Annotated in this window: 24 protein-coding genes and 1 tRNA gene; 18 read left to right on the top strand and 7 right to left on the bottom strand. The window is 69.7% G+C overall.

Going from position 1 to position 22,442, the window contains the following annotated elements:
* The first annotated feature begins 38 nt into the window (after positions 1-38).
* The 4 genes from J3S89_RS08265 (at position 39) to J3S89_RS08250 (ending at position 3,682) form a co-directional block, all read left to right on the top strand.
* Positions 39-332 (top strand): YARHG domain-containing protein, encoded by a 294-nt coding sequence (locus J3S89_RS08265; protein WP_217927017.1) that lies wholly within the window; start codon positions 39-41, stop codon positions 330-332.
* A gap of 160 nt (positions 333-492) precedes the next feature.
* On the top strand, positions 493-2,508 hold the full coding sequence (locus tag J3S89_RS08260) for an acetyl-CoA carboxylase biotin carboxylase subunit (RefSeq protein WP_217927016.1): 2,016 nt from the start codon (positions 493-495) through the stop codon (positions 2,506-2,508).
* Complete coding sequence (locus J3S89_RS08255; protein ID WP_230488920.1) at positions 2,505-3,194, top strand: HAD hydrolase-like protein; 690 nt, start codon at positions 2,505-2,507, stop codon at positions 3,192-3,194. Before J3S89_RS08260 ends, J3S89_RS08255 begins: the two co-directional genes overlap by 4 nt.
* Positions 3,195-3,406: 212 nt before the next feature.
* Entirely contained in the window at positions 3,407-3,682 is a 276-nt protein-coding gene (locus J3S89_RS08250) for an acylphosphatase (RefSeq protein ID WP_230488921.1), read from the top strand.
* Positions 3,683-3,718: 36 nt separating this feature from the next.
* Here the strand turns inward: J3S89_RS08250 and lipB are convergent, their stop codons facing one another.
* Positions 3,719-4,510, bottom strand: coding sequence for a lipoyl(octanoyl) transferase LipB (lipB, locus tag J3S89_RS08245; protein ID WP_230488922.1), 792 nt, complete (start codon positions 4,508-4,510; stop codon positions 3,719-3,721).
* A gap of 94 nt (positions 4,511-4,604) precedes the next feature.
* On the opposite strand from lipB, the gene J3S89_RS08240 reads away from it, so the two are divergent.
* The 3 genes from J3S89_RS08240 to J3S89_RS08230 all read left to right on the top strand — a co-directional run bounded on the left by J3S89_RS08240 (position 4,605) and on the right by J3S89_RS08230 (position 5,762).
* On the top strand, positions 4,605-4,871 hold the full coding sequence (locus tag J3S89_RS08240) for a FliM/FliN family flagellar motor switch protein (protein ID WP_217927013.1): 267 nt from the start codon (positions 4,605-4,607) through the stop codon (positions 4,869-4,871).
* 121 nt (positions 4,872-4,992) lie between these two features.
* Positions 4,993-5,077 (top strand) — tRNA-Leu (locus J3S89_RS08235).
* A gap of 184 nt (positions 5,078-5,261) precedes the next feature.
* Positions 5,262-5,762 carry a hypothetical protein gene (locus J3S89_RS08230; RefSeq protein ID WP_217927012.1) on the top strand — a complete coding sequence of 167 codons (501 nt, stop codon included), beginning with the start codon at positions 5,262-5,264 and terminating at the stop codon, positions 5,760-5,762.
* A gap of 95 nt (positions 5,763-5,857) precedes the next feature.
* Here the strand turns inward: J3S89_RS08230 and J3S89_RS08225 are convergent, their stop codons facing one another.
* Positions 5,858-6,649 carry a polysaccharide deacetylase family protein gene (locus J3S89_RS08225; protein WP_230488923.1) on the bottom strand — a complete coding sequence of 264 codons (792 nt, stop codon included), beginning with the start codon at positions 6,647-6,649 and terminating at the stop codon, positions 5,858-5,860.
* A gap of 86 nt (positions 6,650-6,735) precedes the next feature.
* Positions 6,736-8,301 (bottom strand): polysaccharide deacetylase family protein, encoded by a 1,566-nt coding sequence (locus J3S89_RS08220; protein ID WP_217927011.1) that lies wholly within the window; start codon positions 8,299-8,301, stop codon positions 6,736-6,738.
* A gap of 441 nt (positions 8,302-8,742) precedes the next feature.
* Here J3S89_RS08220 and mgtE point away from each other — a divergent pair, with 441 nt between their 5' ends.
* From mgtE to J3S89_RS08200, 4 genes are all read left to right on the top strand, one after another.
* The gene (gene mgtE / locus J3S89_RS08215; protein ID WP_217927010.1) at positions 8,743-10,257 is read left to right on the top strand and encodes a magnesium transporter; all 1,515 of its coding nucleotides are present in this window, start codon (positions 8,743-8,745) and stop codon (positions 10,255-10,257) included.
* Positions 10,258-10,362: 105 nt separating this feature from the next.
* The gene (locus J3S89_RS08210) at positions 10,363-10,659 is read left to right on the top strand and encodes an immunity 53 family protein (protein WP_217927009.1); all 297 of its coding nucleotides are present in this window, start codon (positions 10,363-10,365) and stop codon (positions 10,657-10,659) included.
* 431 nt (positions 10,660-11,090) lie between these two features.
* Positions 11,091-12,263 carry an isovaleryl-CoA dehydrogenase gene (locus tag J3S89_RS08205; protein ID WP_217927008.1) on the top strand — a complete coding sequence of 391 codons (1,173 nt, stop codon included), beginning with the start codon at positions 11,091-11,093 and terminating at the stop codon, positions 12,261-12,263.
* Positions 12,264-12,388: 125 nt separating this feature from the next.
* On the top strand, positions 12,389-12,925 hold the full coding sequence (locus J3S89_RS08200) for a hypothetical protein (protein WP_217927007.1): 537 nt from the start codon (positions 12,389-12,391) through the stop codon (positions 12,923-12,925).
* A 20-nt stretch (positions 12,926-12,945) separates the two neighbouring features.
* On the opposite strand, the gene J3S89_RS08195 is transcribed toward J3S89_RS08200, so the two are convergent.
* Entirely contained in the window at positions 12,946-13,905 is a 960-nt protein-coding gene (locus J3S89_RS08195; RefSeq protein WP_217927006.1) for a hypothetical protein, read from the bottom strand.
* A gap of 180 nt (positions 13,906-14,085) precedes the next feature.
* Here J3S89_RS08195 and J3S89_RS08190 point away from each other — a divergent pair, with 180 nt between their 5' ends.
* The gene (locus J3S89_RS08190; protein ID WP_217927005.1) at positions 14,086-14,709 is read left to right on the top strand and encodes an ATP-dependent Clp protease proteolytic subunit; all 624 of its coding nucleotides are present in this window, start codon (positions 14,086-14,088) and stop codon (positions 14,707-14,709) included.
* A gap of 111 nt (positions 14,710-14,820) precedes the next feature.
* The gene (locus J3S89_RS08185; RefSeq protein WP_217927004.1) at positions 14,821-15,627 is read left to right on the top strand and encodes a YdcF family protein; all 807 of its coding nucleotides are present in this window, start codon (positions 14,821-14,823) and stop codon (positions 15,625-15,627) included.
* On the opposite strand, the gene J3S89_RS08180 is transcribed toward J3S89_RS08185, so the two are convergent.
* The gene (locus tag J3S89_RS08180) at positions 15,612-16,322 is read right to left on the bottom strand and encodes a DUF599 domain-containing protein (protein ID WP_217927003.1); all 711 of its coding nucleotides are present in this window, start codon (positions 16,320-16,322) and stop codon (positions 15,612-15,614) included. The two genes, J3S89_RS08185 and J3S89_RS08180, sit on opposite strands and share 16 nt — an antisense overlap.
* Before the next feature lie 176 nt (positions 16,323-16,498).
* Between J3S89_RS08180 and J3S89_RS08175 the strand changes: the two genes are divergently transcribed.
* From J3S89_RS08175 to J3S89_RS08160, 4 genes are all read left to right on the top strand, one after another.
* Positions 16,499-17,161 carry a glutathione S-transferase family protein gene (locus J3S89_RS08175; RefSeq protein ID WP_217927002.1) on the top strand — a complete coding sequence of 221 codons (663 nt, stop codon included), beginning with the start codon at positions 16,499-16,501 and terminating at the stop codon, positions 17,159-17,161.
* A gap of 87 nt (positions 17,162-17,248) precedes the next feature.
* The gene (locus J3S89_RS08170; RefSeq protein ID WP_217927001.1) at positions 17,249-17,680 is read left to right on the top strand and encodes a DUF1489 family protein; all 432 of its coding nucleotides are present in this window, start codon (positions 17,249-17,251) and stop codon (positions 17,678-17,680) included.
* Positions 17,681-17,748: 68 nt separating this feature from the next.
* A complete protein-coding gene (locus J3S89_RS08165; RefSeq protein ID WP_217927000.1) occupies positions 17,749-18,045 on the top strand; it encodes a hypothetical protein in 297 nt (98 codons plus the stop codon).
* Between the two features lie 56 nt (positions 18,046-18,101).
* Positions 18,102-18,578, top strand: coding sequence for a hypothetical protein (locus tag J3S89_RS08160; RefSeq protein WP_217926999.1), 477 nt, complete (start codon positions 18,102-18,104; stop codon positions 18,576-18,578).
* A 54-nt stretch (positions 18,579-18,632) separates the two neighbouring features.
* Here the strand turns inward: J3S89_RS08160 and panC are convergent, their stop codons facing one another.
* On the bottom strand, positions 18,633-19,493 hold the full coding sequence (gene panC, locus J3S89_RS08155) for a pantoate--beta-alanine ligase (RefSeq protein ID WP_217926998.1): 861 nt from the start codon (positions 19,491-19,493) through the stop codon (positions 18,633-18,635).
* 286 nt (positions 19,494-19,779) lie between these two features.
* Between panC and J3S89_RS08150 the strand changes: the two genes are divergently transcribed.
* A complete protein-coding gene (locus J3S89_RS08150; RefSeq protein ID WP_217926997.1) occupies positions 19,780-20,538 on the top strand; it encodes a DnaJ domain-containing protein in 759 nt (252 codons plus the stop codon).
* On the opposite strand, the gene J3S89_RS08145 is transcribed toward J3S89_RS08150, so the two are convergent.
* Complete coding sequence (locus J3S89_RS08145; RefSeq protein ID WP_217926996.1) at positions 20,532-22,259, bottom strand: serine hydrolase; 1,728 nt, start codon at positions 22,257-22,259, stop codon at positions 20,532-20,534. The genes J3S89_RS08150 and J3S89_RS08145 overlap by 7 nt on opposite strands.
* Between the last annotated feature and the right edge of the window lie 183 nt (positions 22,260-22,442).

The following is a 22,442-nucleotide window of genomic DNA, read 5'->3' as shown; positions in this document are numbered from 1 at the left end:
GGCGCGGTGGTCTGGGGCGAACGAGAAGGAGCCGTCCCATGTCGATTCGTCCCGTCCCGCTCGCCCTCGCGCTTCTCGCCGGGCTCGCGGCCGTGCCGGTCCCCACCGCCCTCGCCCAGGACCCCTCGGTCATGTCCTGCGCCCAACTCTGGCATCGAAAAAACGCAGTCCTGAAGGCGCGCGGCTTCTGCTTCACCGAGGCACAGGCGATCCGCACTTTCGGCAACGAAGGTTGCACGGTTCACGATCCGAACCGGGTTCCCTTGACCTCGGCCGACCGCCAATTGATGGCGCGGATCGTCATCGCCCAGAAGATGAAGCTCTGCCGCTGAGCGCGGTCGCGGCCGCGAATGCGACCAAGGTCTTAGGGTTTCCGCGGCCCGATCGGGGGCGTCTCGGCCCTCTCGGGGCCGCGCGCAGTTGCGGAGCTTCGCGGAAGCGCCTAGAACCACGCCCGTCTTGCTCTTTTTCTCCCGGGGCCGGTGTCACGTCATGTTCAAGAAGATCCTCATCGCCAACCGTGGCGAGATCGCCTGCCGCGTCATCAAGACGGCGCGCAAGATGGGCATCAAGACCGTCGCGGTCTATTCCGACGCCGATCGTGATGCGGTGCACGTCGAGATGGCCGACGAGGCCGTCCACATCGGCCCGCCCGCCGCGGCTCAGTCCTATCTGCTCGCCGACAAGATCATCGAGGCCTGCAAGGCGACCGGCGCGGAAGCGGTGCATCCCGGCTACGGGTTCCTGTCCGAGCGCGCCTCCTTCTGTCAGGCGCTGAAGGACAACGGCATCGTCTTCATCGGCCCGAACCCGCGCGCCATCGAGGCGATGGGCGACAAGATCGAGTCGAAGAAGTTCGCCAACGCCGCCAATGTGTCGACCGTCCCCGGCTTCCTCGGGGTGATCGAGGACGCCGAGCACGCCGTCAAGATCGCCAACGAGATCGGCTATCCGGTGATGATCAAGGCCTCCGCCGGCGGCGGCGGCAAGGGCATGCGCATCGCCTGGAACGACGCCGAGTGCCGCGAGGGCTTCGTCCTGTCGAAGAACGAGGCGGCCGCCTCCTTCGGCGACGACCGCGTCTTCGTCGAGAAGTTCATCGTCGACCCGCGCCACATCGAGATCCAAGTCCTCGGCGACAAGCACGGCAACGTGATCTATCTCGGCGAGCGCGAATGCTCGATCCAGCGCCGCAACCAGAAGGTCATCGAGGAGGCGCCGTCGCCGCTCCTCGACGAGGCGACCCGCAAGCGCATGGGCGAACAGGCCGTCGCGCTCGCCAAGGCCGTCGACTACGACAGCGCCGGCACCGTCGAGTTCGTCGCCGACCAGAACAAGAACTTCTACTTCCTCGAGATGAACACCCGTCTCCAGGTCGAACATCCCGTCACCGAGCTGATCACCGGCGTCGACCTCGTCGAGCAGATGATCCGCGTCGCCTACGGCGAGAAGCTGGCGCTCACCCAGGCCGACGTGAAGCTCGACGGCTGGGCGGTGGAGAGCCGCATCTACGCCGAGGATCCCTTCCGCAACTTCCTGCCGTCGATCGGTCGCCTGACCCGCTATCGGCCGCCGGAGGAGGGCTCCGACGGCGAGATCACGGTGCGCAACGACACCGGCGTCACCGAGGGTGGCGAGATCTCGATGTTCTACGATCCGATGATCGCCAAGCTCGTCACCCACGCCCCGACCCGCGCTCAGGCGATCGAGGCCCAGGCCGACGCGCTCGACGCCTTCGTGATCGACGGCATCCAGCACAACATCCCCTTCCTCGCCTCGCTGATGGGCCATGAGCGCTGGAAGTCCGGCAAGCTCTCGACCGGCTTCATCAAGGAGGAATATCCCGACGGCTTCCACGGCAACGTGCCCCAGGTCGAGGACATGAAGCTGCTCGCCGCCGTGGCCCTGTCGATCGAGATCCAGCGCAAGGATCGCCTCGACAATCTGCCCGGCCGTCTGCGGCCCCATTCCGGCGAGCTGCGCGAGGATTGGGTCGTCAAGGTCGGCGGCGACTACGTCGACGTGAAGGTGCCATCGGGCTTCGTCGGCGTTCCGCTCGAGATCGATGCGCTCTTCCCCGGCGACGTCGAGCCGGTCGCCATCTCCACCCGCTATCAGCAGGGCGAGCTCCTGTGGACCGGCATGGTCGGCGAGCGCGAGGTCACCATGCAGGTGCGCCCGGTGCTGAACGGCGTCGAGCTGCGCTATCGCGGTGCCACCTCCGTGGTGAAGGTTCTGCTGCCCTTCACGGCCCAGCTCGACAAGCTGATGCCGATCAAGGCGCCGCCGGACACCTCCAAGTACCTGCTCTGCCCGATGCCCGGCCTCGTCATCTCGATCGACGTCGCCGAGGGCGAGGAGATCAAGGCCGGCTCGACGCTGGCCGTGGTCGAGGCGATGAAGATGCAGAACGTGCTGCGCGCCGAACGCGACTGCAAGGTCAAGAGCATCAAGGCCAAGGCCGGCGACAGCCTCGCCGTCGACGCCGTCATCATCGAGTTCGAATGAGCGCCGCGGCGCTCCTCCCGGTGGCGCTCCCGACGCGGATCGCCACCGTTCTGTTCGATCTCGACGGGACCTTGACCGACCCCCGCGTCGGCATCACCACGTCGATCCGCCACGCGATGGCCGAGCTCGGGCGCCCCTTGGCGCCCGATTTCGATTTGGACTGGTGCATCGGTCCGCCGCTGATCGATGCCTTCGCCCGTCTCCTCGACGGCGACCGTGTCCGCGCGGAGGCGGGCGTCGCCGCCTATCGCGCCCGCTACGGCGTCGTCGGCCTCTACGAGAACGAGGTCTATCCCGGCATTCCGGAACTGCTCGACGCGCTCGTCGCCGACGGCCGCCGTCTGGTGCTCGCCACCTCCAAGCCGCGCGTCTTCGCCGCCCGCATCCTCGAGCACTTCGGCCTCGATCGCCGCTTCGCCGCCATCCACGGCTCGGAGCTCGACGGGACGCGGGTCCACAAGACCGACCTCGTCCCCTGGATCCTCGCCACCGAGGCGATCGATCCGGCCGACGCCGTCATGGTCGGCGACCGCGAACACGACGCCCACGGCGCCCGCGCCGCCGGTGTCGCCACCCTCGGCGTCGCCTGGGGCTACGGCGCGCCGGGCGAACTCGCCGCCGCCGGCGTCGCTTCGGTGGTCGAGACCGTCGAGCGACTGGGCCTCGCGCTCGGCGTCGCGGCGTGACCCCGCGCGGTCTGCGAACATCTCTCCGTCTCAGGGTTTCCACGGCTGGCGCAACGGCGTCCGACTTGTCTATCAATGAAGGACCGCGCGCGCCGATTGCCGCGTCATCGGTGACGTAGCGAAATAGGCGAGTTGGAACAGGTGGTTGGATGTCGCTGACATGCGATGGGAGCGGGCCCGCCCGCACCCCCGTTCTCGGAAGGAGGGGATACGTGCAGACGATCAGGGTCGTCGTCTCGGGCCGTGTTCAGGGGGTCGGTTTCCGCGCCTGGACGGAGCGGCGCGCCCGGGAGTTGAACCTCTCCGGTTGGGTCAGGAACCTCGGCGACGGCACCGTCGAGGCGATGTTCCACGGTCCGGCCCACAAGGTCGACGAAATGATCGGCCATTGCCGCCGAGGCCCCGCCCATGCCCGTGTCGAGGTCCTGGAGCGCTTCGAGGAGACCGAGGCCCCCGCGCCTGGCTTTCTCATCCGCCCCGGCGCCTGAGGTCGCCGGGGTCCGAGACCCGCTCGTGCCGGCGGCTCACATCGGCGCGACGCCGCTCGCGGCGACCGAGACGGTCGGCCCGAACACCCGCTCGAAACAGCGCCGCAACACCACGTCGACGTCGGTCATGGTGACCGGCAGGCCGAGATCGACCAGCGACGTCACCCCGTAGCCGCGGATGCCGCAGGGCACGATCCCGCCGAAATGGGAGAGGTCCGGCTCGACGTTGAGCGCGATGCCGTGGAACGTCACCCATTTGCGCACGCGGATGCCGATCGCCGCGATCTTGTCCTCGGCACCGACGCCGGGCGCGATCTCCGGCTTCTCCGGCCGGCGCACCCAGACCCCGACCCGGTCCTCGCGCCGTTCGCCGCGCACATGGTGCTCCCACAGCGTGGCGATGACCCATTCCTCGAGCGCCGCCACGAAGGCGCGCAGATCCGGCCGGCGCCGGTTGAGGTCGAGCATCACATAGGCGACCCGCTGGCCCGGCCCGTGATAGGTGAATTCGCCGCCGCGCCCGGTGCGGAACACGGGGAATCGGTCCGGCTGGAGCAGATCCTCGTCATGGGCGCTGGTGCCGGCGGTATAGAGGGGAGGGTGCTCGACCAGCCACACCCGCTCCGCCGCGCGCCCCTCGGCGATGGCGGCGACGCGGGCCTCCATCTCGGCGACGGCGGCGTCGTAGGGCGTCAGTCCCTCGGCGATCACCCATTCCACCGGCGGCGAATCGGGCCGGGCGAAGAGACCGCCGCCGAGGACGTGGTCGCGGTCCGGACGGGGTGTCGGAGAGGTCTCGGCGAGAGGCGATCCGGAGCCGGGCTCCATGTCGTTTCGGGACGGCTCGTTTACCATTCGCTAACCAACGTTCTGCCACTCTCTGCCCGACGCTCGGCGAGGCCGGGACCCAGGAGAACACCATATGACTCCGTTCGACAACATCGGTGTGGACATTTCGGTGGTGCTGGGAACGACGCAGGTCCCGATCCATCAGGTCCTGCGCATGGGTCGCGGCGCCGTGATCGAACTCGACGCCCACGAGAACGACGACGTCCAGATTCTCGCCAACAATATTCCCGTCGCCTCCGGCCAGGTCGTCCTGCGCGGCGATCGCATCGGCATCACCATCACCGAGGTGCTGTTTCGCTCGCCCGGCTTCCGCCCGCGCGACAACGTTCGCCGGGTCTGACGGAGCCCCACACGAAATTCCTCACAGATTTTCGCTCCGTGGTGCTTGATCCCGGGAATCCGATGGGGTACACGATCGCCACTTCGCGAGGACGGCTCGTCCTTCGAAGCTTTCTCCGGTCGCGGCCGTGGCGGAATTGGTAGACGCGCTAGCTTGAGGTGCTAGTACTGAAAGGTGTGATGGTTCGAGTCCATTCGGCCGCACCATCGGAGAAAAGAAAAATCGGCTCGGCACCCTCTGGGTTCCGGGCCGATTTTCTTTTTGGGCGCCGTGCATCGCGCCACGGCTCGGCGCGCGACCGTCGCGCCTTGTATGAAAAATGTGAGGTCGTCTATGCTCGTGTTCGGCGGAGACGAGCAGTTCGTCTCCCGGGACGGGGGAGAGTTCGGGATGATCGGACGGCTCGCTGCGGCGATGGTCTTGTGCGCGCTCGCGGGAGGTGGAACGGCCTTCGCGCAGGGGCGGGGAGAATGGGTTCGCTGCGCCGAGGAAGGCGGCTACTGCCGCACGCCCTACCCGACGGTGGTGAGATACGGCTCGCGTGGCACCTTCACCGAGCGGCGCGCCGATCGCGGGATCGGCTGCAACAACGGCGTCTTCGGCGACCCGCTCTACGGGGTCGTCAAGAGCTGCTACTACCTCGCTCGTCGCGACGGTGGAAACGGTTGGGGCGGTCCGCCGCCGCCGCCGCCGCCGAGCGGGCAGGGCCGATGGCAGACCTGCGCGAGCGAGCACGAATTCTGCGGCTTCCGTGGGCTCGCCCAGGTCCGCTACGGCGTCGAGGGCCGCTGGGTGATCGTGACCGTCAACGACGGCATCAAGTGCGACAACCAGACCTTCGGACGGGATCCCGCCTACGGGATCTTCAAGAAGTGCCAATACCGTCGTTGACGACGGACGACACCGCGTCGCGGGAGGCGGGGCGGCAATCGCCGTGATCTCGGGGTGGACCGGCCGGGGGATCGTCTTCCACCGACCAGCCCGCCTCACTGGTCCGCCCGCCGCTCCGCCGGCACCAGATGCACCACCCGCCAGCCGCCGGCCTTCAGCGCCTTCAGGAGGGCCGGCACCATGGCGGCGGTGTGGGCATGGGTGTCGTGCAGCAGCAGGATGCCGCTGCCGCGCGCCTCGATGCGTGCCATCACCCGGGCGAGCAGCGCCTCCGGCGTCGAGGGGTTCCAGTCCGAGCCCCAGAAGTCGGCGCCGAACACCGCCACCCGGTCGTCGACCAGCATCGCGTCGAGCGGCGCGGTCGCCGCGAAGCCGGGATAGCGGAAGAACGGCGTCGCCGGCCGCCCGCCGGCGTGCCCGCCGAGGATCCGGTCGACCGTCGACCAGCCCGCCACGATGTCCGCCCGTCCGCGCTCGAACGGGATTCCGGTCATGATCGGATGGGTCATCGAATGATGGCCGATCGTGTGCCCGGCCGCCGCCATCCGCCGCAATTGGTCGGGATGGGCCGCCGCCATCCGCCCGACGACGAAGAAGGTCGCGTGCACGCACTCCGCCTGGAGCGCGGCGAGCACCGCGTCGGTGGTCTTGCCGGCCGGGCCGTCGTCGAAGGTGAGCACGATCTCGTGGTCGCCGAGCGGCAGGGTCTCGGGATAGCTCTTGGTGCCGACGAAGAGGCCGGCCGGCCCGACCGCGATCGGCATCTCGCGTTCGACCCCGAGCGTGCCCGGACGCGGGCAGGTGGCGGCGCGGCCCGGCGCGGCGCCGAGGGCGGCGGCGATCAACGCGAAGGCGAGAGCGAGCGGACGCGGCGAAGGCAGGGTCATGATCGGCCCGAAATGGCGAGAAGAAAGACGAACGCCGCCGGTCCCCTCGGACCGGCGGCGTCGGTAATCTTGTGGCGGTCGCGCTCTCACCACAGGCCGAGCGCGCCGCCGAGCCCTCGGAACGAGGAGGCGGTGGCGGAGAACCACCCATCGTTCTTGGCCGCGACGCGCGGCGCGATCGAGCCGGTGGTCTCCGGTTCGGCGACCGGCTCCGAGCGGGCGGCGGCGGGAAGCGCGGCGGCGGGCGCCGCGCCGGAGGTGCCGATCGGGATCAGCACCGGCTGGGGGCGCGCCTGGGCGGAGGCCTTGGCGGTGGCCGGATCATAGGCCGGCAGCGGCGCGGTCGAGGTCTTGCCGGTCTTGCCGACGCCCATCTGGGCGAGCTGGCGGGCGGCGTCGAAATTCTCGACGCTGCGCTCGGGAAGCGGCGCGGTGGTCTCCGCGACGGTCGGCATCACGCCCTTGATCGGCCCCTGGACGAGCTTCGGCGGGGCCGTCTTCGGCACCACCTGGACGATGCGGAAGCCGCGCGCCTTCAGTTCCTTGAGCAGCGGCCCGACGATCGACGAGGAGCTGTCCTTGATGTCGTGCAGCAGCAGGATGCCGCCCTGGCGCGCCTCGAGCTCCTTCAGGGCCTCGTTCATCACGTTGGGGCCGTCGGCCATGGTGATGTAGCCCTTGAGCCAGTCGTTGCCGGCGGCGTCGATGGTCCACACGCCCATGTCGAGCCCGTTGAACCAATCGTTGAGGGCGCGCGAGTTGAAGAGGCCGGGATAGCGAAAGAACGGCGTCGCCGGATGATCGAGGGTCTGGCCGTAGAGGATCTGATCGACCGTCTGCCAGCCCTGGCGAACGTTGTCCTGCGCCTTGGGGAGCGGCCACTTCGACAGACCCAGCGGATGGGTCATGGTGTGATAGGCGATGGTGTGGCCGGCGGCGGCGGTCTTGCGCAGCGTCTCCGGATAGGCCTTGGCCATTTGCCCGACCACGAAGAAGGTCGCCTTGGTGCATTCCTCGTCGAGCGCCTTGAGCACGCGATCGGTGCGGCCCGCCATCGGGCCGTCGTCGAAGGTCAGGACGACCTCCTTCGGCTCCAGCGGCAGGCGGGTGTGATAGGTGGTGCCGACGTAATAGCCGCCGGTGGTATCGACCTGCATGACGCGCGACACGCCGATGGCGCTCGGATTCGCGCAGGCCGCCGGCTTCGGCGCCTCGAAGACGTGGTCGTGACGCGGCGGCGTCGCCTGTCCGGTCATCGAGGCGATCCGCGCGGCGCGGCGCTCCTCCTGCGACCCGCCCGGCGTGGCCGGCGTGGCCGGCTTCGTCGCCTTGGCGGTCTTGACCGGGGCCACGCCCTTGGCCGGCGGCATCGGCGCGCCGTTCGCGGTCTTGGTCGCGGGCTTCGGGGCGGTCTTGGCGGTCGCCGCCGCCGCGGGCTTGGCGGTCGCGGGTCGGGCGGCCGGGGTCGGTTGCGCGATCGGCAGTTTCTGCGGCGTCGTCGTGGCGACCGGGCGCGGCATCACCGCGGCCGGCGGCGTTCCGAGCTGGAGGGGAGCACCGTCCTGTGCCGCCGCGAGGCCGGCGACCGCCACCCCGCCGAGAAGGGAGCCACCGATGATGACGGACACGGTCCGCTCGAGCGCACGACGCATGATGCTCTCCGCAAGGATCGCCCATCCCGGGCGAAACGACAGCAACGACGATCCGGCGGCCGGGCCAGCGAGGACCTCGGCACCGCCATCGGGTCTCGGGCGTCTCGCCGCGCGGGACCGATCTTCCTGAGAATGAGGATCGGATGCCGCCGCGCGTTCCGTCGCGCAAGATCTCATTAACCACGCTAGCGCCGATTTTCTCAACGCCGCGTTAATGAAGTCACAGTCTGAGCCCCGGAAGTGGCGGTTCCGTGGCGATCCCGCGCGGTGTTGCGCGGCCGCCACGGGCGTGGCGCGGCGGCGCCGTCGCGAACGGGCGCACCACGCTCGGGTGCATCGTCCGATCGCGACCCACCGCCGCCCTTTTTCGCTGGCATGCGGAGGCGTCCGAGGCTAGATCGGATCGCATGCGATGCCGTCGACGAAACGCGAGAGGGGAGCATGACCGACGAAGACCTGTCGCCTGCCGCCCCGGCCGGCGCGCCCCCGTCGACGCCCTCTCCGTCGCCGCGTCCCTCGTCGCCGGACGAGGTGTCGCCGCGCGATCCCGCGCCCGCGCCGCCGCCCGCCGCCGAGGCGCCGCCCCCGTCGCCGGAGCTGCGTGACGAGGACGGCGATCTCACCCGCGAATTCCGCGAGGCGGTCGCCGACGCGATCGCGGCGGAAGACGCCGATCGCCTCCACGATCTCGCCGCCGACCTGCACGAATCCGACCTCGCCGAACTGATCGGCGCCCTCGACGTCGGCGAGCGCCCCGAACTCGTCCGCCTGATGGGCGAGGATTTCGACTTCTCCGCGCTGGTCGAACTCGACGAGACCGTCCGCGTCCAGCTGATCGAGGACCTGCCGCACGAGACCGTCGTCGAGGGCGTGCGCGACCTCGATTCGGACGACGCGGTCTATATTCTCGAGGACCTCGACGTCGACGATCGCGACGCGATTCTCGACAAGATTCCGGTCGCCGAACGCGTCGGCCTCGTCCGCTCGCTCGACTATCCCGAGGAATCCGCCGGCCGTCTGATGCAGACGGAGTTCATCGCCGTGCCGCCGACCTGGACCGTCGGGCAGGTGATCGACTATTGCCGCGAGACCGAGGATCTGCCCGACGATTTCTACGAGATCCACGTCGTCGACCCGACCTTCAAGCTGCTCGGCACGGTGGCACTCGACAAGGTGCTGCGCACCAAGCGCCTGACCCCGATCGGCGACATCGTCGACCAGGATCGCATCACCGCCCGGGTCGACGACGACCGCGAGGACGTCGCCCGCCAGTTCGCCCGCTACAATCTGATCTCGCTGCCGATCGTCGACGCCGCCGATCGCCTCGCCGGCGTCGTCACCGCCGACGACGTGGTCGACGTGGTCGAGGAAGAGGCGGAAGAGGACATGCGCGCGCTGGCCGGCGTCGGCGACGAAGAGATCTCCGATACGGTCTGGTACACCACCCGCAACCGCTTCCTGTGGCTCTTCGTCAACCTGCTGACGGCCTTCCTGGCGGCCTCGGTGATCGGCCTCTTCGAGAACACGATCGCCAAGATCGTCGCGCTCGCGGCGCTGGCGCCGGTGGTGGCGGGGCAGGGCGGAGTCGCCGCGACGCAGACCATGACGGTCGCGGTGCGCGCGCTCGCCACCCGCGAGGTCGGCAGCCTCAATCTGTCGCGCTTCATCAATCGCGAGGTGATGGTCGCCTTCCTCAACGGCTTCGCCTTCGCGGTCATCGTCGGCCTTTCGGTCTGGGGCTGGTATCGCGAGTGGCAGCTGGGGCTGGTGGTCGGCGGCGCCATGGTCGCCAATCTGATCGCCGCCGGTCTCGCCGGGGTCGGCATTCCCCTTGTGATCGAGAAGGTCGGCGGCGATCCCGCGGTGATCTCCGGCGTCTTCGTGACGACCGTCACCGACTGCGTCGGCTTCTTCGCCGTGCTCGGCTTCGCGACCTGGTGGTACGGGCTGGCGTGAGGCGCGAGATCTCTGGCCGGATTGCGAACGCGTGAACGCGAGACGTGTCATTCGGCGGGAGCGATCGGTCTGTTCACCCGTGTGCGGTTCGGAAGGCTGTGCTCGATGGACGTTCTGGATTGGTTCGCGCGCTGGTACGAAAGCCAATGTGACGGAGATTGGGAACATGGTTTCGGCCCGTCGATCGGTACCCTCGACAATCCCGGTTGGTCGCTGGAGATCGATCTCACGGGGACTGATTGTGATGGCCGGACTCTCGAGCGGATCACGCACAATTACGAGCATGAGACGGGCTGGTGGACGTGCTGGACGGACGGCAACGTGTTCCGTGGCGCGGGTGGCCCCCTCCGGCTCCGCTCACTTCTGGAAGCGTTTCGAGACTGGGCGACGAACGGCGGCTGACGCCACGACAGATACCTCTTTCGCCCTCTCGAGTTTCGGTTCGCGCGCCGCGTGAGTCGGCAGGATTCGACCGACCTTTATTTCCATGTGGATGTGGACGACCGTCGATGGACATCTGCGGCAGCGTGGCCGGCGTCGCCGCGCCGAGGGTCGCGAGACGATGAACCGCGATCCGATGAACGCGGGCAGGGAACAGTCGTCGTGCCAGCCCGCGCTCGACACCTCCGACGTCGGACCATGTGGTCGAAACTCGCCCCCGATCGACGGCATTCTCGGTCGTGCGCCGCGTCGAAATAGGGACGAGGGCGTTTGTCGGTCGACTCGACTACCGTCCCTTCTTCCGTCTCATTGACAACAAACAAACGACCGTTCGATAATGTGCGTCGAACCCGAGACCCCGTCAGAGGGTCCGGCTCCGGGGAGACACGTCCATGATTCCGAACAGCGGTCCCGTCTTCGACTTCGGCCTCGGCGAGACCGCCGAGATGCTGCGCGACACCGTCCGCAACTTCGCCTCCGATCGTATCGCGCCGATCGCCGACCGGATCGATCGCGAGGACTGGTTCCCGCGCGAGCTGTGGCCCGAGATGGGGGCGCTCGGCCTCCACGGCATCACCGTCGAGGAGGAGTGGGGCGGTTCCGGCCTCGGCTATCTCGAGCATTGCATTGCGCTCGAGGAGGTCTCCCGCGCCTCCGGCTCGATCGGCCTCTCCTACGGCGCCCACTCGAACCTCTGCGTCAACCAGCTCCGCCGCTGGGGCACCGCTGCGCAGAAGACCCGCTATCTCGGCAAGCTCATCTCCGGCGAGCACCTCGGCGCGCTCGCCATGTCCGAGCCCGGCGCCGGCTCCGACGTCGTCTCGATGAAGCTCAAGGCCGAGAAGAAGGGCGATCGATACGTCCTCAACGGCACCAAGCTCTGGATCACCAACGGCCCCTCCGCCGATACGCTGATCGTCTACGCCAAGACCGACCCGAGCGCGGGCCCCAAGGGCATCACCGCCTTCCTGGTGGAGAAGTCCTTCCCCGGCTTCTCGGTCGCCCAGAAGCTCGACAAGCTCGGCATGCGCGGCTCGGAGACCGGCGAACTGGTCTTCACCGACTGCGAGGTGCCCGAGGAGAACGTCGTCGGCGTCGTGAACAAGGGCGTCGCCGTGTTGATGTCCGGCCTCGACTACGAGCGCGCCGTGCTCGCCGCCGGCCCGCTCGGCCTCGCCCAGGCCGCCCTCGACGTGGTCATCCCCTACGTCCACGAGCGCAAGCAGTTCGGCCAGCCGATCGGCACCTTCCAATTGGTCCAGGCCAAGGTCGCGGACATGTATGTCGAACTCAACGCGGCCCGCGCTTATGTCTACGCGGTCGCCAAGGCCTGCGATCGCGGCCTGACGACGCGCGAGGATTCCGCCGGCGCCATCCTCTTCGCCGCCGAACGCGCCACCAAGGCGGCGCTCGACGCGATCCAGCTCCTCGGCGGCATGGGCTACGTCAACGAGAGCCCGACCGGCCGCCTCCTGCGCGACGCCAAGCTCTACGAGATCGGCGCCGGCACCAGCGAGATCCGCCGCATGCTGATCGGCCGCCAGATCTTCGAACGCACCGCCTGAGCCGTTCGCGGCGCCGTGACGTTCGCCGGCCGGAAGATCATCGCCTTCGGCGCGCGATCGTGGTGAAATCGGGGGACGGACGGAGGCTGTCCTCCGCCCGGTCTCCCGTGATCGTGGAGAGTGTCATGGTCCCTCGTCGCCACCGCATCGCCCTGCTGCTCCTTCTCGCCGCGACCCTGCCGGCCCCGGCTGCCGTCGCCGACGACGGCGACCCTGCCGGCTGGTCGGTCCGCACCGATCCGCGCAAACGCGCCTTCCTGGTCGCGACCGACCGCGCCGGCGGGCCGCGCCTCCTCACCATCGCCTGCCTGCGCGACGCCGAGAGTTTCGGGCTCTATGCGATCGGCCTGCCCGGGTTGAACGGGTCCGCCGACGGCGTCCGCCTGACGCTCGGCGCCGGTGGCGCGACCTTCGCGGTGACGGGCTCGATCTCGCCCGATCCCATGTCGAATGCGCCCTCGTTCTCCCATGACGACGACATCGAGGGCCCCGCCCGCAACGCACTCGCCGGCCGCCTGCTGCCGGTGCTGAAGGCCTCGGGTCCGCTGGTCGTCACCGTGGGCGACGGCCCGCCACGCGAGATCCCGCTGGCCGACCGCCCGCCGCTGAAGGGGATCGCGACGCCGCTCGCCACTTTCGAGAAGATCTGCTTCGGCCGGTGAAGCCGCGACGGGGCGGCGCGTCACGTGGTCTTCGAGGTGAACGCCGACCGCGCCCGTTCGATCAGCTCGCGGAAGGGCCGCGAGACCTCGGCGAGGCGGGCGTCCCAGACCGGATCCGGCGTCTGTCCCTCGATCCGCCGCTCCCACACCTGCATCAGGCAGGCGATGCAGAACGGATCGATCAGCGCCCGTTGCAGTCCGATCGCCAGCGCCAGCGACACCATCAGCGCCCAGCCGGTGGTCGGCCCCGGCACGATCCACACCGCCGCCGCCGCCGGCGCGGCCGCGAGCACGAACACGATCCCGGCGCCGATCCAGCGCAGCGCGGTGAGCCACACCGCGTTCTTCAGCACCATCGGCGCGTTCTGCGCATAGAGCACCACCCCCTCCCGCGCCGTCGTCCACGGGTCCTGCGAGCGCAGGCGGATTTCGCGGGCGAGGACCAACTCGTCGAGGAAGGTGGTGGAGAGCCGCAGCACCGCGCCGACGAGCCGCATCGGTCCTTGCAGGCCGACGAGCCCGGTCATCCGGCCGATCCCGTCGAGGAGGCCGGTCACCGCGCCGACCGCCCCCTTCACCGCCTGATCGAGCACGAAGAGGAGATGGATCTCGCCGAATCGCGCCTTCACCTCCGCCAGCGCGAAGGCGATCTGCGCCCGCCCGCCCGGCAGATCGCGCGCCTCGGCGGCGAGCGTCATCGCCGCGACGTGACCGGCGGTGAGGAGATAGAGGAGATATTCGCGGAACGACCACAGCGCGGCGAAGGTGAGGCCGAAGCCGATCACCCCGCCCCAGAGGGTGGCGGTCTGACGAAAATCGGCGCCGCCGACGTGGCCGATGCCCCAGCCGAGCCCGGCGCCGACCGAGACCGCGACGATCAGCCCGGCCGTGATCGCCCCGTAGACGATCAGCCGCAACACCGTGAAGGGCCAGGTGCGCAGAACCAGCTCGATCGCCCGCACCATCGAGAAGTCACCCATATCCGCCCCTCCCGCGCCTCGACGGTCTCATTTCAGCACGATCCGCCGCCTCCGGCCACGGTGGCGACGGGCGGAGCGTTCACCAAGGCGCCGGCGCCGGCCGATGCGGCCTCGACAGGTCGGCGCCGGGGCACTACATCTTGGAACAACCCATGTCCCTCGTTCTCGTTCGGACCCGCCATGATCAAGACCCCCAAGACCTACTGGTACACCCGCCTCGACGAAGAGGAAGAGGAGGAGGAGAAGACCAAGACGCCGCAGTCGGTCCCGGTCGACAAGCACCTCTTCGACGCCCGCACGGTCCTGATCACCGGCACCATCACCCAGGAACTCGCCCGCGACGTCACCGCGCGTCTGCTGGCGCTGTCGCACGTGTCGAAGGACCCGATCAACGTGATCGTCTGCTCGCCCGGCGGCCACGTCGAATCGGGTGACATGATCCACGACATGATCCGTTTCGTGCCCGCCCCGGTGAACATGATCGGTGTCGGCTGGGTCGCCTCGGCCGGCGCGCTGATCTACATCTCGGTTCCGGTCGAGCGGCGCTTCTGCCTGCCCAACACCCGCTTCCTGCTGCACCAGCCGTCCGGCGGCGCCGGCGGCCCGGCCACCGACATCGAGATCCAGGCGCGCGAGATCATCAAGATGCGCGACCGCCTCAATCAGATGTTCGCCGTCGCCACCGGCCAACCGCTGGCCCGAGTCGAGAAGGACACCGACCGCGACTACTGGATGGGCCCGGACGAGGCGATCGTCTACGGCCTCGTCGGCAAGATCGTGAACGCCACCACCGACGTCGCCTGAGCGACCGGACGATCGAACGAAGGGCCTCGAAAGAGGCCCTTCGCGCATCTGGACGCGACGTCCCGGCCCAGGCCCGCCCGGGCGGCGCCCCGGGCATGAAGGAGAGCGGCGATGCCCTTCACCCTCGGCAAGGTCCTCGGCCTTCTCGCCTACCCCTCGACGCTCATCCTGCTGGCGCTCGTCGTCGGCCTCGCCGCCTCGGTCCTGCCCGACCGGCTCGCCCTCTTGCGCGGGCTCGGCCGCGCGCTGCTCGGTCTCGCGGTGGTCGCCTATGCGGTGATCGGGTTGACGCCCGCCTGGCGCTGGATCGCCGAACCGCTCGAGACCCGCTTTCCCCCGCTCGCCGCCGATGCGCCCGCGCCCGAGGGCATCGTCCTGATCGGCGGCATGATCGACGGCGCCACCGAGCCGGCGACCGGACAGGCCAAGGCGCTGATGGGCATCGAGGCGCTCGAGACGACCATTCGCCTCGCCCGGCGTCATCCCGGGATTCCCATCGTCTTTTCCGGCACCGGCTCGATCGAGGCCGACGGCGTCGATCTCTCCGAGGCCGCGACCATGGCCCGCGCCGTCGGCGCCGCCGGCATCGACGCCGGCCGCTTCGTCCTCGAGCGTCGCGCCCGCACCACCTGGGAAAACGCCGTCTTCTCTCACCGGATGATCGAGCCGCGCCCCGGCGCGCGCTGGCTCCTGGTGACGCCCTCCTGGCACATGCCGCGTTCGATCGGCGCCTTCCGTGCCGCCGGCTGGGACGGCATCGTCGCCGCGCCGAGCCTCGGCGAGACGGTGCGCCGGGCCGCGCCGACCGCCTCGCCCGGCCGCCGGCTCCATCTCTTCGACGTCGCCGCGCGGGAATGGAGCGGGCTTCTCGCCTATCGGCTCCTCGGCCGCTCCTCGGCGCTCTACCCCGCCCCCTGATCCGGCTCGACGCCGGAGGCGATCAGCGCGGCGCGCGCCCGCGACAGATACTGCCGCCGCGACAGGACCGCGACCACCACCGTCGTGGCGATCATGAACACCCAGGCGTTCACGAACCAGCCGAAGAAGCCGATCGAGAAGAACAGCGACCTGAGGCCCCAATGGAAATGGTGGCCGGCGTCGATCTGCATCTCGGCGGCGCGGCGTGCCGCCGCCCAGGCCTCGGTCGTCTCCGCCTCCTTGGCGAGCGGGATCGCGCCGATCAGGATCGCCGAATAGTTGAAGAGCCGGTAGGACCAACCGAACTTGAAGAAGGCGTAGCCGTAGATCGCGACGAGGCCGACGATCTTGGTCTCGAGCATCCCCCGCCCGGTCGCGACGTGGAACGGCAGATCCGAGAAGATCGTCACCATCCGATCGGTCTGGTTGAGCAGGGTGAAGGCGCCGCCCAGCGCGATCATCGAGGCCGAGGCGAAGAAGGCAGTGCCGTTCTGCAGGCTCGACATGATCGCCGAATCGACGATGCGATTGTCGCGCTTGAGCAGAACCGCCATCCAGGCACGCCGCTCGCGATCCATCAATTGGGTCAGCGACGGCCCGGCGATGCGCATCTTGTCGACGAAGACGCCGAAGCCGAGCCACGCGGCGACGAACCAGAGGCAGGCGCCGACGTCGAGAAAGGTGAAGTCGGTCATCGGCGAGAACTACTCCGAAAGTCGCGGTTTGAAAACGGGGCTCGGGCTCGTCCGCGCCGATCGGCGGCGGTCGCCGGCCGATCAATCGCGTTGAAGACCCCCGTCAGGAAAATCGGTTGGACGTCGGGCGAACCGGGGTGCCAACGTGGCGCCGGTCGAACGAGGAGAGACTTCCGATGTCCACACCGAAACTGGTGATCGCCAACAAGCGCTATTCGTCCTGGTCGCTGCGCCCGTGGCTGGTCGCCACCCGGTTCGGTCTTCCCTTCGAGGAGATCACGATCGATCTCGCCGCGCCCGATTTCAAGGCCGACATTCTGAAATGGTCGCCGTCGGGGCGGGTGCCCTGCCTGATCGACGGCGAGATCCGCGTCTGGGAGACGCTGGCGATCATCGAGACCCTGGCGGAGAAGCATCCCGAGGTGCCGATCTGGCCGAGGGATCCGGTCGCCCGTGCCCATGCCCGCGCCGTCTCCAACGAGATGCACGCCGGTTTCCAGGCGCTGCGCTCGGCCTGCCCGATGAACCTGCGCCGCTCCTTCCCCTGGAGGAACTGGGGCGGAGAGGCGGCGGCCGCCGACGTCGCCCGGATCGAGGCGCTGATCGCCGAGGCGCGGGCCCGTTTCGGCGCCGCCGGCCCCTTCCTCTACGGCGAATTCTCCGCCGCCGACGCCATGTATGCCCCGGTGGCGCTGCGCCTCGACGGCTACGGTTGGCCGGTGACGGCGACGACCCGCGCCTGGATCGACGCGCTTCTCGCCCTGCCGGCCTATCGCGCCTGGAAGGCCGGCGCCGATGCCGAGACCGCGATCGTCGCCCAGGACGAGATCGAGGGCTGAGCGAGAAGCGGTGGATCGCGCCGCCGCGAGAGTGGCGGCCTCGGGGAGGGCGGGTTAGTCTCGCCCTCCCGGCACCCACGGACGGCCATGGCGCTCCATCTGATCAAACTCTGCGTCGGTTGCGACGGCATCGAGGACCTCGCCCATTGGGTCGCGGCGACGCTGGCCGAGAAGAAGCGGCGCGGTCTCGTGCCCGAACACGTCCATCGCACCCGCATGATGCCGAAACGGGTCGAGGAGATCCTCGCCGGTGGCTCGCTCTATTGGGTGATCAAGGGTCAGATCCGCGTCCGCGAGACCATCCTCGATCTGCGCGCCGTCAAGGACGAGGCCGGCGTCGGCCATTGCGACATCGTGCTGTCCGGCGATCTGGTGGAAGTCGAGGCGCGGCCCTACCGCCCGTTTCAGGGCTGGCGCTATCTCGATCCGGCGGTCGCCCCGCGCGATCTCCTCGGCGAGGGCACGCGCGACCTGCCGGTCGAGTTCCTGCGCGAACTGGCCGGCCTCGGTCTGTTGTGATCCGCCCGAAGGAAGCCACGATCCCCTGGCATCGATGCGGCGGTTCACTCGGGAGACGGGTCATGCGCATGGGAACCAGGATCGCGGCGGTCGCACTGCTGGTCACGGTCGGAACGGCCTCCGCCGCCGTGGCGGCAGAGCCCTGTCGCCCCGGGACCGGCTCGGGCGCGGTCGATTCGGCCTTCGCCGGCCCCGGCGGCTGCGCCCGCGCGCCGGCCCGCAAACCCGACGCCGCCAAAAAGGGATGGACCACGACGCCCGACGGCAAGCGCGTCTGGAGCGACGGCGGCACCTCGCTCTCGGTGTCCGGCTCGGTCGGCTTCGACGTGACCACCGGCAACGCGCGCGTCACGCCCGGCCGCTGAACGCGCGGATCGCGCCCCGCCTGGCGATCACCCCGGTCCCATCAGGAGAACCGCCGTTGCTCACGGAAATCCGCATCCCGCTCCTTCCCGTCGTCGCGCTGGCCCTCACCCTCGCCGCCGGTCCGGCGGTCGCCGGTTCGGACACGGCCGCGCCGCAGGACGATCCGTGGTCGAGCCTGACCCCACCCGGCGCCGACGAGGGCGCCCCGGCCGTCGCCGACGACGAGGCGCTCGCGCCCGATGGCGCCGCGGCCGCGCCGCCGTCGGCGGGCGAGGGCGCGGAAGCCTCGGTGGGGGAGGGGACGGCGGAGACCGCGCCGCCGGCGCCGGGAAGCGCCGAGGCGCCCGTCGTCCTCGAGGGGCCGCTGCGCCCCAAGGGCACGCTGCCGAGCGCCGCCGCGCCGAAGGACGGCGAGGATCAATGGCGCCGCTCCTTCGAGGGCGGCGTGAAATGGAAGAAGGGCGACACGGCGGTCACCGTCTCCGGAGCCCCGTTCTCCGGCTTCCGCATCGGCGGCAGCATCAGCCGCTGAAACGAGATGCGGCGGGCGATCCGCCCGCCGTCTCACACCGCGCGTGAGCGCGGATCAGGCCGCCATGTTGTCGATCAGGCGGGTCTTGCCGAGCCAGGCGGCGACGAGGACGCGCAAGGGCTCTCCCGCCTCGCCGGAAGGCGCCGCCAGCGTCACGGCGTTGCGCACGGCGACATAGTCGATCTGGCGGAACCCGGCCGCGAGCAGGGCGGCGCCAGCCGCCGCGCAGGCCGCCGTCACGTCGCCCTTGGCGTGGGCCACCTCGGCCACCCGGCTCATCTCGGCGAAGAGCGTCGGCGCGATCGCCCGCTCCTCGGCGGAGAGATAGGCGTTGCGCGAGGAGAGCGCGAGCCCGTCGGTCTCGCGCACCGTGGTGGCGCCGACGATGGTCACCGGCAGCGCGAGATCGCTCACCATCTGACGGACGACCGCGAGCTGCTGGTAGTCCTTCTCGCCGAAGATCGCGAAATCCGGACCGCAGGCGATCAGGAGCTTGGCGACGACGGTGGCGACGCCGCCGAAGAAATGCGGGCGGAAATCGCTCTCGAGGCCGACGGCGGGGCCGGCCATCTCGAGCCGCGTCGCATTGCCGAGCGGATACATCTCGAGCGCGCTGGGCGCGAAGACGAGATCGGTGCCGAGGCCGGCGAGCTTCTCGACGTCCGGCCCCTCGGTGCGCGGATAGGTCTGGAAATCCTCGTGCGGGGCGAACTGGGTCGGATTGACGAAGATCGACACCACCACGTGATCGGCGCGACGGAAACCGTCCGCGACCAGCGACAGGTGGCCGTCGTGCAGCGCCCCCATGGTCGGCACCAGCGCGACCGTCTCACCGGCCGCGCGCCAGCGGGCGACCCGCGCGCGCAGGTCGGCGATGGTGCGCACGATGGCGGGGCGACGAACCGTCTCGGTCATGATTTCTCCAGACGTCGAACCGCGAGAAGCTTCGGTCATCGGTGGTCTCCGTCACGACCCCGACCGGGGGTCGTTTTGCAGTGCGGCACCATGTCAGAAGGCGGCCCGCGATTCCAGTCCGATCTGATCGATTGAAACGAACGAATGAGACATGGCTGCGACGACGTTTCGTCGCGGCTGGCGGCGGCGGGGCGGTGCGGGGGCCGCTTCGGCGGGGGGTGGGCGGCGCGCGGCGGCGATGCTATTGCTCGATCGCGGGCGGCGTCCGCTTCGCGGGGAGTGGTGGATGAACACGGTGTTTCTCGGCATCGCCGCGCTGGTCGGGCTGTTGGTTCTGATGCAGGGATTCGTCTCCGCCGACCCCGCGTCCCTCGCCGTCACCCTGCGTCGCGCCGGGGCGGCCGCGCTGATGGCGCTCGCGGTGGTGATGCTGGCGACCGGCCGGATCCTGCTGGCGATCCCCTTCTTCGTCTTCGCCGTGACCGTGGCCGGCCCCACCGCCGGGCGCTACGCCCGCTGGGTGAAGCCCTTTCTCGGCCGCTGGGGCGGCCTCTTCGGCGCCGCGCCGAGGGTCGGGCACGCCCGCTCGACGGTGCGCTCGGCCGCGCTCGAGATGGATCTCGATCAGATCAGCGGCGTCCTCTCCGGCCGGGTCCTCGCCGGCCGGTTCGAAGGGCGCGAATTGGCGCGCCTGTCGATCGAGGAACTGCTGATGCTGTGGCGGGAGATCGGTTCGGACCTCGAGAGCCGCTCACTTCTCGAAGCGTATCTGGACCGCCGAGTGCCCCTCTGGCGTCAACACGCGCAGGACGACCCGGCAACGCGGCAGCGCGGCGCGGCGCGACCGGGCGCGATGACCGACGAGGAGGCCCATCAGATTCTCGGCCTTCGCCCAGGCGCCACGCAGGCCGAGGTTCGCGAAGCCCACCGCCGGCTCATGAAGGCCGTGCATCCCGACATGGGGGGCTCGACGTTTCTCGCCGCCAAGATCAACGAGGCCAAGGATCGGTTGGTCGACAAACATCGCGGCTCCTCCGATCACTGACGCATGGCGAGACAGGCGACCTTCTTCCGCTTCAACGCCTTGCAGGCGTCGTCGGCGGCGGACTGGTCCCTGAATCCGGCGAAACGGGCGCGCCACAGGCGGCTCGATCCGCCTCCGACGGTTTCGGTGAAGCCCTCGGTGCCCGAGAGCGACGTCCCGATCTTGTCGCGCGCCTTGGCGAGCGCGTCGCGGGCGGCGTGTTCGCCGTCGAAGGCACCGATCTGGATGAGCCAGCCGGAGCGCGTCGCGGTCGGCCGCGTCTGAGCGGCGACCGGGGCCGGCGCGGCCGGCGCCTCGGCGGCGCGCTTCGGGATCGAGGCGGTGGTCAGCGAGGCGATCTCCGCCGGGGTGAGCGTCGCGGTGGCGAGCGACGGCGTCGTCGCCGGCTCGGCGACGCGGGTCGCCTCCGCCACCCGCGTCGGGGCGGCGGCGCGCGTCTCGGGCGCGGAAACGGCGGCGACGCGGGTCGTCTGCGGCAGCAGGATGGCGCGGGCCATGGCCACGGCGGCGCCGTGATCGGCGGAGGCGCGGTCCTGTTCCTGCGAGCGGTCGAGCGGCACCACGTCGGACCGGGCGATACGCGGCTGCATCGACGGACGTCCGCCGATCGGCGCGGTGGTGGCCTCGCGGTCGGGCGGCACCAGCATCAGCGGCGCGGCCGGGGTGACCGGCGTCGGCAGCGGCGCCGGCTCGGCGGCGGCCACGGGCGAGGGCGGCGGCAGCGGCGCGGCGGCGACCTCGGTCGAGGTCTCCTCGTCGTCGTCGCCGGCGTCGGCCGAGCGGCCGTTGCCGTGCAGCACCGAGGACACCTTGGCGCCGGAACTGGCCGCGCCGATGTGGCGGGTGAGGAGGGTGGCCATGTGGTCGTCGCGCTGGCGCGCCGACGACCCGCCCATCACCGCGGCGACGAGATGGCGGTCGTCGCGCCAGATCGAGCTGACGAGGTTGAAGCCCGAGGCTTCCGTGTAGCCGGTCTTGATGCCGTCGATGCCCTCGAGGCGGCGCAGCAGATTGTTGTGATTGCCGATCACCTGCGAGCCCCAGGCGAAGCTGCGGGTCGAGAAATAGCGGTAGTAGGCGGGGAACCGCTCCTGCAACACGCGGCCGAGCGTGACCATGTCGCGGGCGGAGGTGTATTGCGCGGCGTTGGGCAGGCCCGAGGCGTTGTAGAAGGTGGTGCGGCTCATGCCGAGCCGGCGCGCGGTCGAGGTCATGCGGCGCGCGAAGGCCTCCTCGCTGCCGCCGAGATTCTCGGCGATCACCACGGCGACGTCGTTGGCCGATTTGGTGACGAGCGCGCGGATCGCGTCCTCGACGGCGATCGTCTGACCGGGGCGCAGGCCGAGCTTGGAAGGCGACTGCGACGACGCCTTCGCCGAGACCGTCAGGCGCGTGGTCATGGTCACGCGGCGCTTCTTGAGGTCCTCGAACAGGAGATAGAGCGTCATCATCTTCGTGAGCGAGGCGGGATGACGCAACGCGTCCTCGTTCTTGGCGTAGAGCACGCGGCCCGTCTTGTCGTCGACCACGAAGGCGGCATAGCGGCTGGAGGACGCGATGCCGCCGTCGTCGTTGGTGCGCGACACGGCACTCGCCTGATGGGCGCGGCGATGCTTGCGCTTGCCCGCATCGGCGGTCGAGACCGTCGCCAGACACAGAGCCATGCCGACCAGGAGCGCCTTGCCGAGACGCGCCGGTCCGAAGATACGCGGATACTGCACTCTACCAATCCTCGAAGCCGTCGTCCGCGGGGGCGAACGGTAGCCGGTCGATGGAGAGATCACCCGCGACGCCACCTTTCGGCGGCGTCCGTCACACTCCCGTCGGGCGGGAGAGCGAGGCTCGGTGTGACCTCTCGTCCACACGATCCAGCATGCGACCGACGAGGTTGATGATCGGTAAAC

This window comes from Pinisolibacter aquiterrae (assembly GCF_019160155.1).
GTDB lineage: Bacteria > Pseudomonadota > Alphaproteobacteria > Rhizobiales > Ancalomicrobiaceae > Pinisolibacter > Pinisolibacter aquiterrae.
This window is presented reverse-complemented; position numbering and strand designations above follow the sequence as displayed.

Bases quoted from the DNA above. Each gene is read 5' to 3' on its own strand.
- J3S89_RS08265 (WP_217927017.1), top strand. From the start codon at position 39: ATGTCGATTCGTCCCGTCCCGCTCGCCCTCGCGCTTCTCGCCGGGCTC.
- J3S89_RS08260 (WP_217927016.1), top strand. From the start codon at position 493: ATGTTCAAGAAGATCCTCATCGCCAACCGTGGCGAGATCGCCTGCCGC.
- J3S89_RS08255 (WP_230488920.1), top strand. From the start codon at position 2,505: ATGAGCGCCGCGGCGCTCCTCCCGGTGGCGCTCCCGACGCGGATCGCC.
- lipB (WP_230488922.1), bottom strand. From the start codon at position 4,510: ATGGAGCCCGGCTCCGGATCGCCTCTCGCCGAGACCTCTCCGACACCC.
- J3S89_RS08240 (WP_217927013.1), top strand. From the start codon at position 4,605: ATGACTCCGTTCGACAACATCGGTGTGGACATTTCGGTGGTGCTGGGA.
- J3S89_RS08230 (WP_217927012.1), top strand. From the start codon at position 5,262: ATGATCGGACGGCTCGCTGCGGCGATGGTCTTGTGCGCGCTCGCGGGA.
- J3S89_RS08225 (WP_230488923.1), bottom strand. From the start codon at position 6,649: ATGACCCTGCCTTCGCCGCGTCCGCTCGCTCTCGCCTTCGCGTTGATC.
- J3S89_RS08220 (WP_217927011.1), bottom strand. From the start codon at position 8,301: ATGCGTCGTGCGCTCGAGCGGACCGTGTCCGTCATCATCGGTGGCTCC.
- mgtE (WP_217927010.1), top strand. From the start codon at position 8,743: ATGACCGACGAAGACCTGTCGCCTGCCGCCCCGGCCGGCGCGCCCCCG.
- J3S89_RS08210 (WP_217927009.1), top strand. From the start codon at position 10,363: ATGGACGTTCTGGATTGGTTCGCGCGCTGGTACGAAAGCCAATGTGAC.
- J3S89_RS08205 (WP_217927008.1), top strand. From the start codon at position 11,091: ATGATTCCGAACAGCGGTCCCGTCTTCGACTTCGGCCTCGGCGAGACC.
- J3S89_RS08200 (WP_217927007.1), top strand. From the start codon at position 12,389: ATGGTCCCTCGTCGCCACCGCATCGCCCTGCTGCTCCTTCTCGCCGCG.
- J3S89_RS08195 (WP_217927006.1), bottom strand. From the start codon at position 13,905: ATGGGTGACTTCTCGATGGTGCGGGCGATCGAGCTGGTTCTGCGCACC.
- J3S89_RS08190 (WP_217927005.1), top strand. From the start codon at position 14,086: ATGATCAAGACCCCCAAGACCTACTGGTACACCCGCCTCGACGAAGAG.
- J3S89_RS08185 (WP_217927004.1), top strand. From the start codon at position 14,821: ATGCCCTTCACCCTCGGCAAGGTCCTCGGCCTTCTCGCCTACCCCTCG.
- J3S89_RS08180 (WP_217927003.1), bottom strand. From the start codon at position 16,322: ATGACCGACTTCACCTTTCTCGACGTCGGCGCCTGCCTCTGGTTCGTC.
- J3S89_RS08175 (WP_217927002.1), top strand. From the start codon at position 16,499: ATGTCCACACCGAAACTGGTGATCGCCAACAAGCGCTATTCGTCCTGG.
- J3S89_RS08170 (WP_217927001.1), top strand. From the start codon at position 17,249: ATGGCGCTCCATCTGATCAAACTCTGCGTCGGTTGCGACGGCATCGAG.
- J3S89_RS08165 (WP_217927000.1), top strand. From the start codon at position 17,749: ATGGGAACCAGGATCGCGGCGGTCGCACTGCTGGTCACGGTCGGAACG.
- panC (WP_217926998.1), bottom strand. From the start codon at position 19,493: ATGACCGAGACGGTTCGTCGCCCCGCCATCGTGCGCACCATCGCCGAC.
- J3S89_RS08150 (WP_217926997.1), top strand. From the start codon at position 19,780: ATGAACACGGTGTTTCTCGGCATCGCCGCGCTGGTCGGGCTGTTGGTT.